A 17860-nucleotide genomic window follows, 5' to 3' on the forward strand; every position below is an offset into this window, starting at 1 on the left:
CGCCTAGAATGGAGAACTGGCCCCATAGTGGTTCCTTAGCGGCGTCTTTAGCCGCTTCTTAACCGGCGAAAAGCTGATCCCGAGGTGCTGCATGCTGCGAATTTTCCAGACCACCCTCCCATTGCGCGCAACCGGCTTTGCAAGACTGTTGGCTTTAGTGCTCACATCGGCTGCCATGATAGCCGTGCCGGCGCGCGCCCAGGATACGACACCGACACCGGCCGCCAGCCAGGCGCTGCCGGCCCCCGCCGCGGACACCGGCGCATCGGGCAGCGCGTCCTCAACCGACACGTCTGGGTTGGGTCAGGTAGGCAGCATGCCCGTCGAGCGACAGGTAGCGTGGTTGAATCGCGCGGCACAAAGCGGCGAGCTGGCAAAATTGGGCGACGCGCAACTCGTCGAACTGTTTCAATCGCTGTCCCCCGATACGCTCCCGCGCTACGTTGAAGCGGGTAGCGCACGCTACCGGGAATATGAGTTTCAGACCTATAGCCAACAACGCATAAAAGGCGTGTGGCAAACCCAACCGGCCCATTTGCTGGTGCGCTATCGCCAGGACCCCATGCAAGTCTACGTCAAGTGGTTAGCCGACGGCAGGAGCGCCGGGCAAGAAATGATCTATGACGAAACGAAGGACCCGAAGCAGCTCTACGCCCATCAGGGTGGCACTTTCAGTTTCGTATCGATATGGACGCCGATCGACGGCTCGCGAGCCCTCGCACAGTCGAATCACACCGTGCGGGAACTGAACCTCGGCTACGTCACGGAATTGTTTCTTTCTGAGCTGAAAAAGTATCACGCGGCGGGCATCGACAAGCCTTCGAAGATCGAAGTGTTGACTGACTACGGCGAACGCGTCGTGGCATTCACTTGGGAAACGCCCACCGGACAGCCGCAGTTCTACGCGAAGAAAGTGCGCCTCGGGCTCGACTTGCGCCACCCCTTCTTCGGTACGAGCGAAGCGTGGGACAACAACGGAGAACTCTTCGAGAAGTTTACATTCACCGACGTGACGCCCAAACACTTCGACGCCTCGACCTTTGATCCGAAGAATCCGCAGTATAAGTTCTGAGAGCCGCGACTCGCGCTACGTCGCCCATCATCGCGCCTGCGTCGCCGACCTTGTTCGTACCGATGTGTCCAGCCTGAACATCGAAACCGCGGCTTTCAGATCGTTCGCCTGTGACTCGAGTGAGCCGGCGGCCGCCGCCGCCTGTTCGACCAACGCTGCGTTCTGCTGCGTGACTTCGTCCATCTGCGTGACAGCCTGGCTGACCTGCCCGATGCCTTTGCTCTGTTCCTGCGATGCGGCGGTGATTTCACCCATGATGTCGGTCACACGGCGAATCTCGCGAGTAATTTCGCGCATCTTCGTGCCGGCTTCCTGTACGTGGCCGGCGCCTGTCCTCACGCGCTCCACGGAATCTTGAATCAGCTCCTTGATTTCCTTGGACGCCGCCGAGGAGCGCTGCGCAAGCGAGCGCACTTCCGAGGCCACCACCGCAAAACCCCGCCCTTGCTCGCCTGCGCGCGCGGCTTCCACGGCGGCATTGAGCGCCAGGATATTGGTCTGAAAGGCGATACCCTCGATGAGGCCGACAATGTCGGCAATCTTGTCCGAACTGGCGTTGATGCCGTCCATGGTTTCCACCACGCGTGACACCACGGTGCTGCCCTGTTCTGCCACCTCGGCGGCTTGAGCCGCGAGCTGGTTGGCCTGACTGGCGTTGTCGGCATTCTGCGTGACCGTCGAGGTCAGTTGCTCCATGCTGGCCGCGGTTTCCTCGAGCGAAGCCGCCTGCTCTTCGGTGCGCTGCGACAGATTCTGGTTGCCCGCCGCAATCTGGTGAGTGGCGGTGGCAATCGACTCGGCCGAAGTCTTGATCGTGCCTATCGTTTGCGTGAGCTGCTCTTGCATGCGCTTCATCGAAAACAGCAGGCTGGAGCGATCGTTCGGCGCGGTCTTCACCACGGCAGTCAGATCGTTGTTGGCAATCTGGTTGGCAATTTCGGCGGCGTAGGACGGCTCACCGCCCAGTGAGCGGAAGATGCCGCGGTTGAGCAATACCACGACAGCCGACAAGGCGGCGGCCAGTATCACCAGGATCCCGAGGCTCTGATACAGCGTCGAGCGGAATGCTGCGTCAATGTCGTCGACATAGAGCCCCGTCGAGAGAAACCAGTCCCACGGCTGATAGGTCACGCTGTAGCCAATTTTCGGCAGAGCTTCGGTGGCGCCCGGTCTCGCCGCAGAATACTCGACAAAGCCCTTGCCGTCGCGCTTGGCAACATCGACCATGTTCCTGAAGAAGTAGACCCCGTTGGGATCCTTGTAGTCGCCGACGTCCTTGCCAACCAACTCCGGCCGTATCGACATCAGGACCGTCGGCCGCGAATCGATGATCAAGAAATAGCCGTCTTCGCCATAACGCATGTTGCGGATGGTGTCCATCGCCCGTTTCTGCGCTTGCGCTACGGGCATAGTGCCGGCGGCCGCTTGGTCGGCAAAGGTCTTGACGACACTCAGGGCGTTTTCCGACACGTGTGTCAGGTCCGCCTTGCGTTCGCCCAGCTGCATTGCTCTTGTCTGGTAAGCGTTGTAGAAAGAGATTCCGGCAAGACACAGCAGGCTCAAGATCAATGGCAACCAGAGCTTCTGGACAAAGGACAACTTCATAGGTTTGCTAACCTTTTAAATCGATAATAAGGGACAGGCAAACCTGCCATGTTGAAGCCTCGTGAAAGGGGCATCCCTTTTTATCGGCGCGAGTCAGCAATAATCAAGGGTATTTGCTTAAGTATTTGCGCTGCGTTTGCGTGTCCAAAGTGTCCACAAATTAGACGGATAAAATTCTGATGGCCGCAACGATGATCGATCAGTGGGATCTTTGACCTGGATCTTTGAGGTTACTCTTTAAAAGAGGTTCGCCTTGAAAATGACCCGGCCTAAGCTCGCCGAGGTACTGGTCGTCCATGTCCAGCGAGCGTAGACTTCGGCGGCGCAGCTTATGCATCGCCGTGTCGCAACTCTGCTCTTGAACGCTGTTTGATCTGCCGGTCCGCTGCGAAACTTGCCGCGAGCCTCATTCCCGTTTTTTTCGAAACATCGACTTTTAAGGCTTGGGAGAGAATTCATGCGCTACACCACCCTGTTTGAGGATCGTAAGAACGAACTGCTGCTCGTCGCTCGCATCCTGTTGGTGGTCCTGTTTGTGAAGTTCGGCTGGGTGAAGGTCACAGACTTCTCCGGGACGGTTGCCTATATGGCGAAGACCGGAGCGCCGCTACCTATGCTGGCAGCGATCATCGCCGTCGTGATGGAAGTCGCTGTGGCTATTGCGATCGGCGTTGGCTTTTATGCCCGTCCGCTGGCAATCGTTCTCGCGATCTACACGTTGGGCACCTCCATGATCGCTCACCACTACTGGAACATGACTGGCATGGCGGAGTACACCAATATGGTCAATTTCTACAAGAATCTCAGCATCATCGGTGGCTTCCTGCTGTTGTCCGTGACCGGTCCTGGCAAGTACTCGCTCGACAGGAAGTAAGCCTCTCTCGCAGTAGAGTTTCGATGGTCTTGCGCAAAAGGCCCTGAGCATATGCCTCAGGGCCTTTCCTGTGCGGCTTCCCGCTAATTGGTGGGTGGTACAGGGTTTGAACCTGAAGGACTGCTGCCCTGATCTTCACTGTGCGACCTCCGTGACCCGGTTTTTGAGTTCGTCGACGAGTACCCGGATGTTCTCCGAGTAGTCGACCGGAACGATTACCAACTGCACACCGCCTTCGCGGAACGCCGCTTCCAGCGTCGGCGCCAGCGCTTCGGCTGACTCGACCCGTCGTCCTTTAGCCCCATAAGCATCCGCGTACTTGACGAAATCGGGGTTGCCGAAAGTGAGACCCCAGTCCGTGAAATTGTCGACGGCCTGCTTCCATCGGATCATTCCGTAGGCGTCGTCCTGGATGATCAATACAACGAGGTTGAGCTTCAGCCGGACCGCGGTCTCGAGTTCCTGCGAGTTCATCATGAAGCCGCCGTCGCCGCACACCGCCATCACGCGCCGGGCAGGATAGAGCAGCGCGGCCATCAGGGCCGACGGCAAGCCGGCGCCCATCGTCGCCAATGCGTTGTCGAGCAGCAGCGTGTTGGCGCTGCGTGTCCGATAACATCGCGCGAACCAGATCTTGTACATCCCGTTGTCGAGGGCGACGATGCCGTCGGCCGGCATCACCTCGCGCACGTCGTGGACGATGCGTTGAGGCGTCAGCGGGTAGCGTGATTCCTGCGCCCGGTCCATCGTGCGTCTCAAGATACCTTCGCGCAGAGGCGCCAGTGCAGCCGCGTTCGCAAGCTTGCCTTGCACCTGGTCTGCGAGCCGCCGCAGACTCAGGCCAAGGTCGCCCACCACTTCGGCATGCGGGAAGAACACCTGTTCGACGTGCGCCGGCGTATAACCCACGTGAATGACGGTGGGTCCCTTCGGCCCCATGATGAACGGTGGTTTTTCGACGGTGTCATGCCCGATCGCGAGGATCAGGTCGGCGCGGTCGATCGCCTCGTGCAGGTAGTCGCGCTCGCTTAGCGCGGCCGTTCCCATCCAGAGTTCAGTAGACTCGTCATTGCCGACGGCGGCAACGGTACCCTTGCCCATCTGGGTGGTGAAGAACGGGATACCGGTGCGTCGAATGAATTCGGTCAATTGACCCGCAAGCCGCGGCCGGTTGCTGGCGGCACCGAACATGACCAACGGACGCTCAGCCTTCATCAGCAAAGCCGCAGCCCGTTCGATGGCAGCCTCTTGCGCCATCGGGAGTTCGACGGGATGAAGCGGAACGAGCGCCACCTCATCGCTGACTTCAACGGCGGCCACGTCTTCAGGCAACTCGAGGTGGACCGGCCCGGGCCGCTCGTCCGCGGCAAGCCGGAACGCTTCGCGCACCACGGTTGGAATACTGGCCCCGCTGACGATCTGCTGGGACGCCTTGGTCAGTGGTTTCATCGTGGCGACAATATCGACGATCTGGAAGCGCGCTTGGTGCGCCGACATGATTGGCTTCTGCCCGGTAACGAGCACCATCGGCATAGCGCCGAGATGCGCGTAGGCGGCACCGGTGACCAGATTCAGTGCGCCGGGGCCGAGCGTCGCCATGCAGACGCCCGGCCTTCCCGTCAGGCGGCCGTGAGTCGCCGCCATGAAGGCTGCAGACTGTTCATGGCGGGTCAGAATCAGATGAATGCTGGAGCGCCGCAGCGACTCGACGACGTCGAGATTCTCTTCACCGGGCACGGCGAAGACGCGATCGACGCCTTCATTCTCCAGGGCCTTGACGAACAGGTCGGATGCTTTCATGGATAGTCACCTTTTTTCTTTTGACCACAGTTAATCGTGGGAAAACGGTGGACGCGCCGCGTTGGTCACCAATCGGGCCTGGAGCGATGTCCTTAGCTTGGCGTGTCACATAAACTGCTGCTTGCGCATGGGTTTCACAAACATCTGATGCAGAATCGAGCTTGCTAACGGGCTTCACTCAAGAAGGCAGCTAACTCACTGTACACCTGCGCGCGTCGGGTGCAGCAGTCGAGGGGCTGATGAGGGTCGGCCTGGAATGAAAGCGGCGATCAGGGGCGAGCGAAATCCTCGCAGCAAATTGACCGAATCGGACGTGATCGAGATTAAGCGTATTTTGTAAGGTCAGACAGGGGAGAAGGTGACGCGGGCCGCGCTGGCTCTATGGTACGGCGTATCCGGCGCGCAGATTTCTGACATCGCAAACGGCCGATGCCAGGCACACGTAGCAAGGTAAGACCCCGGTGTACGATTGGACTCGCACCGGACTCGACGTTACCGGTGCGCACACATGGAAAGGGTATTTGGTAGCCGGTGGCGGTTTCGAACCGTCGACCCCCGCAGTGTGAATGCGATGCTCTACCCCTGAGCTAACCGGCTATATGGGTACTTCTGATGGCGCTGCGTTGCTCTTCGGGTCATGGGGCTTAAACGATTACCGTTTGCCGTGTGAAAGCAGTGCTCTACCGCTGAGCTAACCACCCGAATTGCGTGCTACTTACGGACGTGAAAACCGCATCCAACTCGCGTTCCCCGCCGATTCGGGCTCGAACTGTACCTGAACCGAAAGCGCGAAGCAAGCTATATGCTTAAACGCTGTCCGCTAAAACAAGACCGCGAGTATAGCGTCACATCTGTCTTTTGGGAAGACCCCAAATGGTGCATCAACCGAAAAATCCGCATTGATCGCCAACGGCCGCCATACCGCACAACCACCGCCTACGCGAACGCCTCACGCCGACAACAACGCTCCATCGCGAAACGGCGTCGCCCCAGCCACATGCGCCACCACCATCCCGGTCGTCGCAAAACGCGCCACATGCCGCGCATACAGCACACCGGCAACACTCGCCGTCAAAACCTGCACGGTGTCTGTCAACGGATCGATCACCTCCGCCACCGTGTCCCCCGCGTTGACCCAATCCCCCGGCGCGGCATGGTACACCAGCACACCGCTGCTACGCGCCGTAATCGGTTCCGACCCGGCCAGCGGCGTGGCGGGATAGAGCAGGTCAGGCAACGGCGGCGCGGGTCCATCGATCACGCCCCGATGCTGCAAATACGCAATGATGGCTTCGGCGTCCTGCCGCGCATAGTCATGCGTCACATCGGTCTGACCACGGCACTCCACCGTCACCGAGATCGCGCTGTGCGGAATCGGATAGCGCTCGTCAAAGCGCGCGCGCAAGTCCGACCAGCAAAAACTATGGATCTCGTCAAACGGATTACCCACCGAATTCAGCGCCAGCAACGAAGCATGGGCTTGCAGATAACGCGCAAGCGGCTCCACTTCCTCCCAACGATCGGGATTGGTGTACACATGCATCACGGCTTCCCAGTCGCAGTGCAAATCGAACACCACGTCCGCGTCATAAGAGAGGCGTTGCAACGCGAGGCGCTGCGATTCAAGCTCGGTGCCGGGCGTCTGCTCGTCGAGTGCACTGCGCATCGCCGCACGAATGACGCTGCGGTTCTGATCGGGATCGTCGCTCAACTTGGCTTCGATCCCCGGCATGATCAGCGCGCTCAGGTCATAGAAGTTGCGGTTGAAATTTTGCGCGGTGTTGGCGTCGAATCGGCCCACCATGCGCCCCAACCACTGCTGGCTCAAGCCGACCGGGTTCGCCGCGGGCACCAGTACGACCCGGCCGCGCAGTTGGCCCGCCGCTTCGATCTCGACGAGCCGCCGTCGCAGATGCCAAGCGACCAGCATCCCAGGCAGCTCATCGGCATGCAGCGAGGCCTGGATATAGATCTTTTCGCCGCGCTCGTCGCCAAAGTGGAAGCTGACGATACTGCGCGTCGTACCCAGCGTGGGCGAAACCAGCGGATGGGTTTGGGTTTGCATGATCAGCTCTCAGTGCGCCAGACGCAGGGGCCTTTGACGGCTTTGTCGATGCCGTCGAGCAGCGCATCGTGCGCGACCAACTCTTCGGCGCTGGCCGAGAGCACCCGCAGTTCCAGTGCGTCCAGCGCAATCAACGGGCCGTCGATGCCGCCAGTGCCGCCGCCGGCATGGCCCAGCATGTCGATCACGAGGCTTTCCTGGCCGCGCGTCATTGCCAGATAAACCTCGGCCAGCAGCTCCGAATCCAGCAGTGCGCCGTGCAGCGTACGGTGCGCGTTGCTCACGCCCAGCCGGTCGCACAGTGCGTCTAGCGAATTGCGCTTGCCCGGATACATGGCTTTAGCGTCGACCAGCGTGTCGATCACATTGCCGCAGGACGCGCGAAACGGCGGGCGGCCCAGCAGCGCGAACTCCGCATCGAGAAAGCCCAGGTCGAACGGCGCGTTATGAATGATCACCTCGGCGCCGTCGATGAAATCTCTGAGCGCGTCGGCCACTTCGCGAAATTTCGGCTTGTCGCTGAGAAATTCGGTGGTCAATCCATGGACGGCCAACGCGCCCGGGTCGCTTTCGCGTTCGGGGTTGATGTAGAGATGCAGGTTATTGCCGGTGAGACGGCGCTGGAATAGCTCGACGCAACCGATTTCGATGACGCGGTCGCCGGTGCGGGCATTCAGGCCGGTGGTTTCAGTATCGAGGACTATCTGTCGCATGCTGGGCGTTCCGATAACAGGGTGAAAGTAGGGCGAATCATCGCGATGCCCGTCGTGATACGTCAGGCAGCGATGGAGGCAACGCCCTTGTTGGCCAGTGCGTCGGCGCGTTCATTCTCTGGGTGCCCGGCGTGGCCCTTGACCCAGCGCCATTCGATCTTGTGCGTCTGGGTTGCCGCATCGAGCCGTTTCCACAAATCGGAATTCTTGACCGGCGCGCGGGCGGCCGTCATCCATCCCTTGGCCTTCCACCCGTGTATCCATTCGCTGATGCCTTTTTGCACATATTGCGAATCGGTATAGACCACCACTTGGCTGGGACGTTTCAGCGCTTCGAGCGCGGCGATCACGCCCATCAGTTCCATGCGGTTGTTGGTGGTCAGGGCTTCGCCGCCGAACAGCTCTTTTTCCTGGGTGCCGAAGCGCATCAGGGCGCCCCAGCCGCCAGGGCCAGGGTTGCCCTTGCAGGCGCCGTCGGTGTAAATCTCAATCGCGGGTTGATCCATTATTTTGCGGGTTCACTACGTGCTGTGTTGATAAATTCGCGAGCCGATACGTTCGCGATGGAAAATTCGGTGCTGGCGTGCGGTGTCGCCACCGGCGCCAACGCGGGTGCGAGCGCCGGTTTTGTTGCCCACGCCTTGCCGATCAGGCGCATGCCGGTGACGCGCTTGATGGCGGTAATCATGTACGACGCGCCGAAAATCGGCCACCACCGGTCGCCCGCGGCCTCCATGAATGCGCAGCGTGCCAGCCACTTGTCGGTGAGCAGGGGCGGACGATAGCAGCCGAAACGGCCGCGGTCCAGTTCGAAGCCGAGTAATTTGATCCAGTCCTTGATCCGATTGAACGCAATCAGATCGTGCGCAGCCGGAACAAACTGACTCCCCGTCATACGGCTCACGGTTTGGCGCACGCCCCACAAGCTCAGCGAATTGAAGCCCAGGATTACCAGTTGTCCTTCCGGCATCAGCACCCGTTCCGCCTCGCGCAGCAGGCCGTGCGGGTTGGGGGTAAATTCCAGCGTGTGCGGCAGAACCAGCAAATCCACGCTTTGTGCGTCGAAAGGCAGCTCGAGAAAATCGCACCAGATGGTGCTGCGCCCAGCGGGGCTGCTCGGGGCCACGGCCGATTTTTGCCTCGAGTCCTGCGCCGATGCGCCGCTCGCCTGCATCGTCGCGCCTGGCAATGCGAACGGCGCGCTGGTGCCCAATGCAGCATCCAGCACCAGGCCGCGGTAGGGCATCCGGTTTTCCCGCAGTGCATCAAGCTGCGGCATGCCGAGTTGCAATGCGTGGTAGCCAAAGATGTTCGACACGACCTGGTCGAGCTGGGACTGCTCCCAATCGAGCACGTACCGGCCGGGCGGAGAGACGGTCCACGCCGGCCAATCTATAATCGGGCGATCAGCCATGGTGAAATTTAGCGCGCATCATGTCATGCATTATTTTAGTGGCGGCGACTTTGCGAGTGAATCGGCGGACCTTGTAAAAGATCCAGTGTAAAGCAGCCGGGTCTTTATGGGTCTTTCTGGGGCTTTCTGGCTCTTTTTATTCGTCAATTCGAATTTTCGGCAGCTTCAACCGTGATTTCCATGAAAAACAAACTTTCTGTACTCGATTGCCTTACGATCCCTGCGTTTGAAGACAACTATTTCTGGTTGCTCTCCGATGGGCAGGATGCCGTGGTGGTCGATCCCGGCGCCGCGGCGCCGGTCGAGGCTAGCCTGCGCGAGCACGGCCTGCGCCTGAGCGCCATTTTACTCACGCACCATCATCGCGACCATGTCGGTGGTGTGGCCGAGTTGCTAAACGGGCGCGACATTCCCGTGTTCGGCCCCCGGCATGAAGCGATCGCTCACATCACCGATCGTCTCGAAGGCGGCGACCGGGTCGAGCTCAGCGCACCGGCGTTGTCGCTCGCGGTGCTCGATGTGCCGGGCCATACCAGCGGCCATATCGCCTATTTCATGGCGGGGCGCACGCCACGGGTGTTTTGTGGCGATACGATGTTCGCGTGCGGCTGTGGGCGTTTATTCGAAGGTACGCCGTCGCAAATGCTGTCGTCCTTGGACACACTATCGGCACTTCCCGACGAAACGCGTGTGCATTGCGCCCACGAATATACGCTGTCGAATATCCGTTTCGCGCGGGCCGCGGACCCAGACAACCTCGATTTACAGGCCTGGGAAGTCGAGGCACAGCGGTTGCGTGGGCAAGGTACGCCCACTGTGCCCACTACGCTGGGCCACGAGAAACGGGTCAATCCGTTCTTGCGCTCGGCCGCGCCGCAGCTCCAGGCATCGCTGCAGCAAGCGCTGGGCGCAGCCGCGAGCGCGGTGAGCGGAGATCGGCTTGAGACCTTCACGGTCTTGCGCGCGTGGAAAGACCGTTTCAAATAGGGACGCAAACGCAACCCCCGCCCGACCTCACGTTTAGGGCGAGTTCCCTGCGTTATGTATCGAATTTTTAAGCCTTTTTTTGGGTCTATGCATTGACGAAGCTGGTTCCGTACCTTAGGATCAGTTTCGTCCGGGAGCATTGCCCGAGTCGTTACAATAGGAAGCAAATACCCCGATGCGCCTGATTTTGACCGCACTCCTGACCTTGCTGCTGGCCGCTTGCGCCACGCAGGGCACACAGACCTCAGGTAACGCCGCCGGCGCCAACGCTACAGCTAATTCCCAATTCGAAGTCGATCCCTCGCTGCGCAAAGCGACAGCGGATCAAACCATCGATCTGGATCACAACTCAGTCGACGCGTTGGCCAAGGGCCAGGGCGACCTCTGGGGGCGTATCCGCAATGGTTTCCAGTTGACCGATCTTGATGGCGATTTGGTTCAGACCCAACTGAACTGGTACACGACCCGGCCCGATTATGTGCAGCGCATGACCGAGCGCTCGCAGAAATACCTGTACCACATCGTCGAATCGCTTGAGCAGCGGCATATGCCGACCGAACTCGCGCTACTGCCGTTTATCGAGTCGGCGTATAACCCGCAGGCGCTCTCGGTCGCCAAGGCGGCTGGCATGTGGCAGTTCGTCCCGACCACGGGGCGCGACTACAACCTCAAGCAGAACCTGTTTCAAGATCAACGGCGCGACGTGCTGGCGTCGACCAACGCGGCGCTCGATTACTTGTCGCGCCTGCACGATATGTTCGGCGACTGGTATCTGGCGCTGGCAGCTTACAACTGGGGCGAGGGCAATGTGCAGCGTGCCATTGCGCGCAATCAGGCGGCCGGGTTGCCGACCGACTACATGAGCCTGAAGTTGCCGGCCGAGACGCGAAATTACGTTCCCAAGCTGCAGGCTGTGAAGGACATCATCGCGAACCCGCAGACGTACGGGTTGACCTTGCCGGAAGTACCGAATCGTCCTTACTTCGTCAGCGTCAAGACTTCGCATGACATCGATGTCGATGTGGCAGCCCAACTGGCGGAATTGCCGCTCGACGAATTCAAGGCGTTGAACCCGTCGTTCCGCAAGCCGTTGATCGTGGGATCCAGCGACTCGCCGATCTTGCTGCCGTTCGATAACGCGCAGATATTCGAGCGCAATTTGCGTGCCCATGATGGTCCGCTGTCGTCGTGGACCACCTATACCGTCACCACCCGCGAAACGCCGGCGGCGCTGGCTCAGCGCATCGGTGTCGATGCCGATACGTTGGTATCGATCAACAAGATTCCGACCGGCATGCGGCTGAAATCGGGGTCGACACTGCTGGTGCCCAAGACGGCAGACAACGTGGATGACATCAGCGCCGACGTCGTCGAGAACGCGGTGCTGTCGATCGAGCCGGATTTGCCCGATACCCGCAAAGTACTGGTTCGAGTGCGCAAGCGCGAAACGATTGCGCAATTGGCGCTGCGTTATAACGTCTCGATCGGTCAGATCCAGTCCTGGAACAAGACGCGCCGTACCTCGTTCACGCCAGGGCAGACCGTTTTCCTGCATTTGCCCGTCGACAAAGCCGTGCCCGTAGAGCCCGCAGCGCCACGTTTGTTGCAGGCTGCGGTGGAACCGCGTGCGTCCGGTGGTCGGGTGGAGCGCCTCGGTACCGTGCGTGTGGACGCACCCACGGTAAGCGGCGGCATTATCAAGGTGTCGGATCAAATCGACAGCAAGGCGCCGGTCAAAGGCGGCAAGAAGGGCTCAACTCAAGCCACGACTCGCGGCGGCCGGGCGGTCAGTGTCGCGCGCGATACGGCGCCCGGGGCTACCGTAGCTGCCGCGGTTACGTCAACGCGTGGCAGAACGTCCGTGGCTAAGCCAGTCGCCCGCGTATCGTCCAAGGTCGCATCCAAAGCGCTTGTGACGAAGACGGTGGCTGTTCAGGCGCCGCCCGAGGCCGCCACCAAGCACCCGGCCGCAAAGGCCGGGGCAAAAGCGACTGCACCCGCCGTTGCGCGTGCGGTGACACCGGCCAAAGGCGGCAAGGGTCCGGTCAAGGCCGCAGTAGACGCGCACGGCAAGCCTATCGCCAACGCCGAAAAAACCCGCAAGAAGCAAGACAGCTAACCGGGTTTTCCGCCCGCGCGGGCCTGCGGCGGACGCCCGCCAGACTTGGCGCGGCGAGCCAGCCGCACGGGTACCGAAGCGGGCGCATAAGGGGACAAACTCACCGGCAATTTGCGCTTGAGGCTGGAAAGAAGAGGCCTTGCAGGGTATAATTGAAAGGTTTAAGTCATTCAACCCGCACCCTAGCGCCTACCGTCTCCATTCCGTTCGTCCGCTGCGCACGCCGCCGCCTGACCGCCCCACGCCCCTGCCGGCAGAGCTTTGCCGCCAGCGTTGAGATGGCCCGTCAGTCGCCCGATGTCCGCGTGGATGCCACCTGCCCAGTCCTCGGATCGCGCTGCTTTGCGCGTCGAATCCGCGGCGAGCGGGTTTGGCCCGGACGACAGGTCGGCAGCAGGGTGTTCCCGCAAGGAGTCTCCCGTGTTGCCGTCTTTTTCTCCCGCCCTGCTTGCGCTCGCTGACGGCACGGTTTTTCGTGGCTACTCGATAGGCGCGCCCGGCCACACGGTCGGTGAAGTCGTGTTCAATACTGCCATGACCGGCTATCAGGAAATCCTGACCGATCCGAGCTACGCGCGTCAGATCGTGACGCTGACCTATCCGCATATCGGCAACACCGGTGTCAATTCGGAAGACGTGGAAGCCTCGAAAATCCATGCTGCCGGGCTGATCATTCGCGATCTGCCGGTGCGCGATTCCAATTTCCGCATGCAACAGTCTCTGACCGCTTATCTGAGCGAGCAGGGCATCGTTGCATTGGCGGGTATCGATACGCGCCGCTTGACCCGGATTTTGCGCGAAAAAGGCGCTCAAAACGGCTGCATCCTGGCCGGCGAAGACAACGTCGAACGCGCCTTGGAACTGGCGCGGGCTTTTCCAGGCTTGGCCGGGATGGATCTGGCCAAGGTTGTATCGACGACCCAGGCGTATTCATGGACCGAGACCGTATGGCGTCTCGGCGAAGGGTACGGCGCACTGGAAAATCCGAAGTACAAAGTGGTCGCCTTCGACTACGGCGTGAAATACAACATCTTGCGCATGCTGGCTGCACGGGGCTGCGACGTGACGGTGCTGCCCGCGCAAGCGAGCGCCGCGGACGCGCTGGCGCTCAATCCGGACGGCATCTTCTTGTCGAATGGCCCGGGCGATCCGGAGCCTTGCGATTACGCGATTGCAGCCACCCGCGAGTTTATCGAGCGCGGCGTGCCGACCTTCGGCATTTGCCTGGGTCACCAGATCATGGGCCTGGCCGTAGGCGCCAAGACCATGAAGATGAAAACCGGTCACCACGGCGCCAACCACCCGGTCAAGGATTTGGAAGATGGCCGTGTCGTGATCACTTCGCAGAATCACGGGTTCGCCGTGGATGCCGCGACCTTGCCGGCCAACGCGCGCGTCACGCACGTTTCGCTGTTCGATGGCACCTTGCAGGGTTTCGCCCTGACCGACAAGCCCGCGTTCTGCTTCCAGGGTCACCCGGAAGCGTCGCCTGGCCCGCATGACTTGGCTTATCTGTTCGATCGCTTCACCGCCCTGATGGCGGCGCGACAGGCGTAGGCTTAAGTCTATGCGGGCACAGCCGGTCGAAGCGGGCCGGCGGCTTTGATCGTCAGGGGTTACGCGTCATCCAGCGTTACAAGTCAGTTATACGTTAGTTAAAAGTTACACAAGCGAGAGTTCTATGCCGAAGCGCACAGACATAAAAAGCATCCTCATCATCGGCGCCGGTCCGATCATCATCGGCCAAGCGTGCGAGTTCGATTACTCCGGCGCGCAGGCCTGCAAGGCATTGCGCGAAGAAGGCTACAAGGTTGTCCTGGTGAACAGCAACCCGGCAACCATCATGACCGATCCGGATACGGCGGACGTGACCTACATCGAGCCGATCACCTGGGAAGTGGTGGAGCGCATCATCGCCAAGGAGCGTCCCGACGCGATCCTGCCGACGATGGGCGGTCAGACCGCCCTGAATTGCGCACTTGATCTGCATCACCATGGCGTGTTGGCCAAGTACGGCGTCGAGCTGATCGGTGCGTCGCCGACCGCGATCGACATGGCGGAGGATCGTCAGAAGTTCAAGGAAGCGATGACGCGCATCGGCCTTGGTTCAGCCAAATCGGGCATTGCGCACTCGCTCGAAGAAGCGCTCAAGGTGCAAGCCCAGATCGCGCTGCAGACTGGTAGCGGCGGCTACCCCGTGGTGATCCGGCCGTCGTTCACGCTCGGCGGCTCGGGCGGCGGAATCGCCTATAACCGCGAAGAATTCGAAGAGATCTGCCGACGCGGCCTGGACCTGTCGCCCACGCGCGAGCTGCTGATCGAGGAGTCGCTGCTGGGCTGGAAAGAATACGAGATGGAAGTAGTGCGCGATAAAGCGGACAACTGCATCATCGTTTGCTCGATCGAAAACCTCGATCCGATGGGCATCCACACCGGCGATTCGATCACCGTCGCGCCGGCGCAGACGCTCACCGACAAGGAATACCAGATCATGCGCAACGCCTCGCTGGCGGTGTTGCGCGAGATCGGCGTCGATACCGGCGGCTCGAATGTGCAGTTCTCGGTAAACCCGGCCGACGGCCGGATGATCGTCATCGAAATGAACCCGCGTGTGTCGCGTTCGTCGGCATTGGCCTCGAAGGCGACCGGTTTCCCGATCGCCAAAATCGCGGCCAAGCTCGCGATCGGCTATACGCTCGACGAGTTGAAAAACGAGATTACCGGTGGTCAGACGCCAGCCTCGTTCGAACCGTCGATCGATTATGTGGTGACCAAGATTCCGCGCTTCGCCTTCGAGAAATTCCGCGAAGCCGATCCGCACTTGACCACGCAGATGAAATCGGTCGGCGAAGTCATGGCCATCGGTCGCACCTTCCAGGAATCGTTCCAGAAGGCGTTGCGCGGGCTTGAGGTGGGTGTCGACGGTCTGGACGAAAAATCCGTCGATCGCGACGAAATCGTCGAGGAAATCGGCGAGGCCGGTCCGGATCGCATCTGGTACGTGGGCGACGCATTCCGTATCGGCATGTCGCTTGACGAGATTCATCAGGAAACGTCTATCGATCCGTGGTTCCTGGCCCAGATCGAACAAATCGTCTTGAAGGAAAAGGCGTTGGCGGGCCGTGCGCTGTCCAGCGTCACGCGCGAGGAATTGCGCTATCTGAAGCAAAGCGGCTTCTCCGATCGCCGACTGGCCAAGTTGCTGGGTACGAACTCGAAAGACGTGCGCGCGCAGCGCATTGCGCTCGACGTTCGCCCGGTGTACAAGCGCGTCGATACCTGCGCGGCGGAATTCGCCACCAAGACCGCCTACATGTACTCGACCTACGAAGAGGAATGCGAGGCGCAGCCGACCAACAACAAGAAGATCATGGTGTTGGGCGGTGGCCCGAACCGGATCGGGCAGGGCATCGAGTTCGATTATTGCTGCGTGCATGCCGCGCTGGCCATGCGTGCCGACGGCTATGAAACCATCATGGTCAACTGCAACCCCGAGACCGTGTCGACCGATTACGATACCTCCGATCGTCTCTATTTCGAGCCGCTGACGCTCGAGGACGTCCTGGAAATCGTCGACAAGGAAAAGCCGCTGGGCGTGATCGTTCAGTACGGTGGTCAGACGCCGTTGAAGCTGGCGCTCGATCTCGAGGCCAACGGTGTGCCTATCATCGGCACCTCGCCGGACATGATAGACGCCGCAGAAGATCGCGAGCGCTTCCAGAAACTGTTGCATGAGCTGGGCCTGCGCCAACCGCCGAATCGCACCGCGCGTGCCGAGAACGAGGCGCTCAGGCTGGCTGAAGAAATCGGTTATCCACTGGTGGTGCGTCCCTCGTATGTACTGGGTGGCCGCGCGATGGAAATCGTCCATGAGCCGCGTGATCTCGAGCGCTATATGCGCGAAGCGGTCAAGGTTTCGCACGACTCGCCGGTGCTGCTCGACCGCTTCCTGAACGATGCGATCGAGTGCGATGTCGATTGCATCTCTGACGGCGTCGATGTGTTCATCGGCGGCGTGATGGAGCACATCGAACAGGCCGGCGTGCATTCGGGCGATTCGGCGTGCTCGCTGCCGCCGTATTCGCTCTCCGAAGCCACGGTGGCCGAAATGAAGCGTCAAACCGCGGCGATGGCGCGCGCGCTCAATGTGATCGGGCTGATGAACGTGCAATTTGCGATCCAGCAGATTCCGCAGGTCGACGGCACAATCACCGACGTGGTGTTCGTGCTGGAAGTGAACCCGCGTGCTTCGCGCACCGTCCCCTATGTCTCGAAAGCGACAGGCTTGCAATTGGCCAAGATCGCCGCGCGTTGCATGGTCGGTCAGAAGCTGGTCGACCAGGGCGTCACGAAGGAAGTCATTCCGCCGTATTTCAGTGTCAAGGAAGCGGTATTCCCGTTTAACAAATTCCCGAGCGTCGATCCGGTGCTTGGACCTGAAATGCGTTCGACCGGCGAAGTGATGGGCGTGGGCAAGACCTTCGGCGAAGCGCTGTTCAAGTCGCAACTGGCGGCGGGATCGCGCTTGCCTGAGCGCGGCACCGTATTGCTGACTGTGAAAGACAGCGACAAGCCGATGGCGGTCGAAGTGGCGCACCTGCTGCACGAACTGGGCTACCCGCTGGTTGCGACCAAGGGAACGGCCGCGGCCATCGAAGCGGCTGGCGTGCCGGTCAAGGTCGTCAACAAGGTCAAGGATGGACGTCCGCATATCGTGGACATGATCAAGAACGGCGAGATTGCGTTGGTGTTCACCACCGTCGATGAAACCCGCACGGCGATTGCTGACTCCCGCTCGATCCGGATCAGCGCACAAGCCAACCGCGTGACCTACTACACGACCATGTCGGGCGCGCGCGCGGCAGTGGAGGGCCTGCGCTATCTGAAGGATCTCGAGGTGTATGATTTACAAGGGCTGCACGCTCGCCTACACTAACGAGTCAGATCGATCGGGTCGGCTCTCTAGTCGGGGTCGCCTGAACACCATGCCGCGGTCGGTTGCGTTTGCGCTTCGCGAATGCAACCGGGTTGCGGCGATTTTTTTATAGGCTGGATCTAGCAATCGAATTCTGTGACCGACTTTGCAGCGGCATGTGCAAATCGGCTATCGCGGCGGATGGGGTGGCGTATTCGGCGGGGCATTTGCTGTAAGTCGCCGCGGTACTTCGCTGAATTTCGCTGTATTCGACCGCTGCGGCCTGAAGTATTTTA

The 17860-nt window shown here is 60.4% G+C and carries 12 protein-coding genes and 1 tRNA gene; 6 read left to right on the forward strand and 7 right to left on the reverse strand.

Going from position 1 to position 17860, the window contains the following annotated elements; genetic code table 11:
• Window positions 1–91: 91 nt before the first annotated feature.
• Entirely contained in the window at window positions 92–1072 is a 981-nt protein-coding gene (locus tag GSQ77_RS09455; RefSeq protein ID WP_158901375.1) for a DUF1571 domain-containing protein, read from the forward strand.
• A gap of 27 nt (window positions 1073–1099) precedes the next feature.
• Here the strand turns inward: GSQ77_RS09455 and GSQ77_RS09460 are convergent, their stop codons facing one another.
• Window positions 1100–2677 (reverse strand): methyl-accepting chemotaxis protein, encoded by a 1578-nt coding sequence (locus tag GSQ77_RS09460; protein ID WP_158901377.1) that lies wholly within the window; start codon window positions 2675–2677, stop codon window positions 1100–1102.
• Window positions 2678–3134: 457 nt separating this feature from the next.
• On the opposite strand from GSQ77_RS09460, the gene GSQ77_RS09465 reads away from it, so the two are divergent.
• Window positions 3135–3551 (forward strand): DoxX family protein, encoded by a 417-nt coding sequence (locus GSQ77_RS09465; RefSeq protein WP_158901379.1) that lies wholly within the window; start codon window positions 3135–3137, stop codon window positions 3549–3551.
• Window positions 3552–3686: 135 nt separating this feature from the next.
• Here GSQ77_RS09465 and GSQ77_RS09470 read toward each other — a convergent pair whose 3' ends face one another.
• The 6 genes from GSQ77_RS09470 to GSQ77_RS09495 form a co-directional block, all read right to left on the reverse strand.
• Window positions 3687–5351, reverse strand: a complete 1665-nt coding sequence (locus GSQ77_RS09470) for an acetolactate synthase large subunit (RefSeq protein WP_158901381.1) — start codon at window positions 5349–5351, stop codon at window positions 3687–3689.
• 522 nt (window positions 5352–5873) lie between these two features.
• A tRNA-Val gene (locus tag GSQ77_RS09475) sits at window positions 5874–5948 on the reverse strand.
• A gap of 352 nt (window positions 5949–6300) precedes the next feature.
• Complete coding sequence (locus GSQ77_RS09480; protein ID WP_158901383.1) at window positions 6301–7416, reverse strand: succinylglutamate desuccinylase/aspartoacylase family protein; 1116 nt, start codon at window positions 7414–7416, stop codon at window positions 6301–6303.
• Window positions 7417–7418: 2 nt separating this feature from the next.
• On the reverse strand, window positions 7419–8129 hold the full coding sequence (gene dnaQ / locus GSQ77_RS09485) for a DNA polymerase III subunit epsilon (protein WP_158901385.1): 711 nt from the start codon (window positions 8127–8129) through the stop codon (window positions 7419–7421).
• 62 nt (window positions 8130–8191) lie between these two features.
• Complete coding sequence (gene rnhA / locus GSQ77_RS09490) at window positions 8192–8635, reverse strand: ribonuclease HI (protein ID WP_158901387.1); 444 nt, start codon at window positions 8633–8635, stop codon at window positions 8192–8194.
• On the reverse strand, window positions 8635–9543 hold the full coding sequence (locus GSQ77_RS09495) for a methyltransferase domain-containing protein (protein ID WP_158901390.1): 909 nt from the start codon (window positions 9541–9543) through the stop codon (window positions 8635–8637). Before GSQ77_RS09495 ends, rnhA begins: the two co-directional genes overlap by 1 nt.
• 180 nt (window positions 9544–9723) lie before the next feature.
• On the opposite strand from GSQ77_RS09495, the gene gloB reads away from it, so the two are divergent.
• The 4 genes from gloB (at window position 9724) to carB (ending at window position 17585) form a co-directional block, all read left to right on the forward strand.
• Window positions 9724–10530: a hydroxyacylglutathione hydrolase gene (gloB, locus tag GSQ77_RS09500; protein WP_158901392.1), complete on the forward strand. Its 807-nt coding sequence runs from the start codon at window positions 9724–9726 to the stop codon at window positions 10528–10530.
• 175 nt (window positions 10531–10705) lie between these two features.
• The gene (locus GSQ77_RS09505; RefSeq protein WP_158901394.1) at window positions 10706–12649 is read left to right on the forward strand and encodes a transglycosylase SLT domain-containing protein; all 1944 of its coding nucleotides are present in this window, start codon (window positions 10706–10708) and stop codon (window positions 12647–12649) included.
• Window positions 12650–13069: 420 nt separating this feature from the next.
• The gene (gene carA / locus GSQ77_RS09510) at window positions 13070–14206 is read left to right on the forward strand and encodes a glutamine-hydrolyzing carbamoyl-phosphate synthase small subunit (RefSeq protein ID WP_158901396.1); all 1137 of its coding nucleotides are present in this window, start codon (window positions 13070–13072) and stop codon (window positions 14204–14206) included.
• 124 nt (window positions 14207–14330) lie between these two features.
• Window positions 14331–17585 (forward strand): carbamoyl-phosphate synthase large subunit, encoded by a 3255-nt coding sequence (carB, locus tag GSQ77_RS09515; RefSeq protein ID WP_158901398.1) that lies wholly within the window; start codon window positions 14331–14333, stop codon window positions 17583–17585.
• The last annotated feature ends 275 nt before the right edge of the window (window positions 17586–17860 follow it).

It is taken from the genome of Burkholderia sp. L27(2015), assembly GCF_009765705.1.
Lineage (GTDB): Bacteria > Pseudomonadota > Gammaproteobacteria > Burkholderiales > Burkholderiaceae > LMUX01.

Coding starts and splice junctions, on each gene's coding strand:
- GSQ77_RS09455 (WP_158901375.1), top strand. CDS start 92: ATGCTGCGAATTTTCCAGACCACCCTCCCATTGCGCGCAACCGGCTTT.
- GSQ77_RS09460 (WP_158901377.1), bottom strand. CDS start 2,677: ATGAAGTTGTCCTTTGTCCAGAAGCTCTGGTTGCCATTGATCTTGAGC.
- GSQ77_RS09465 (WP_158901379.1), top strand. CDS start 3,135: ATGCGCTACACCACCCTGTTTGAGGATCGTAAGAACGAACTGCTGCTC.
- GSQ77_RS09470 (WP_158901381.1), bottom strand. CDS start 5,351: ATGAAAGCATCCGACCTGTTCGTCAAGGCCCTGGAGAATGAAGGCGTC.
- GSQ77_RS09480 (WP_158901383.1), bottom strand. CDS start 7,416: ATGCAAACCCAAACCCATCCGCTGGTTTCGCCCACGCTGGGTACGACG.
- dnaQ (WP_158901385.1), bottom strand. CDS start 8,129: ATGCGACAGATAGTCCTCGATACTGAAACCACCGGCCTGAATGCCCGC.
- rnhA (WP_158901387.1), bottom strand. CDS start 8,635: ATGGATCAACCCGCGATTGAGATTTACACCGACGGCGCCTGCAAGGGC.
- GSQ77_RS09495 (WP_158901390.1), bottom strand. CDS start 9,543: ATGGCTGATCGCCCGATTATAGATTGGCCGGCGTGGACCGTCTCTCCG.
- gloB (WP_158901392.1), top strand. CDS start 9,724: ATGAAAAACAAACTTTCTGTACTCGATTGCCTTACGATCCCTGCGTTT.
- GSQ77_RS09505 (WP_158901394.1), top strand. CDS start 10,706: ATGCGCCTGATTTTGACCGCACTCCTGACCTTGCTGCTGGCCGCTTGC.
- carB (WP_158901398.1), top strand. CDS start 14,331: ATGCCGAAGCGCACAGACATAAAAAGCATCCTCATCATCGGCGCCGGT.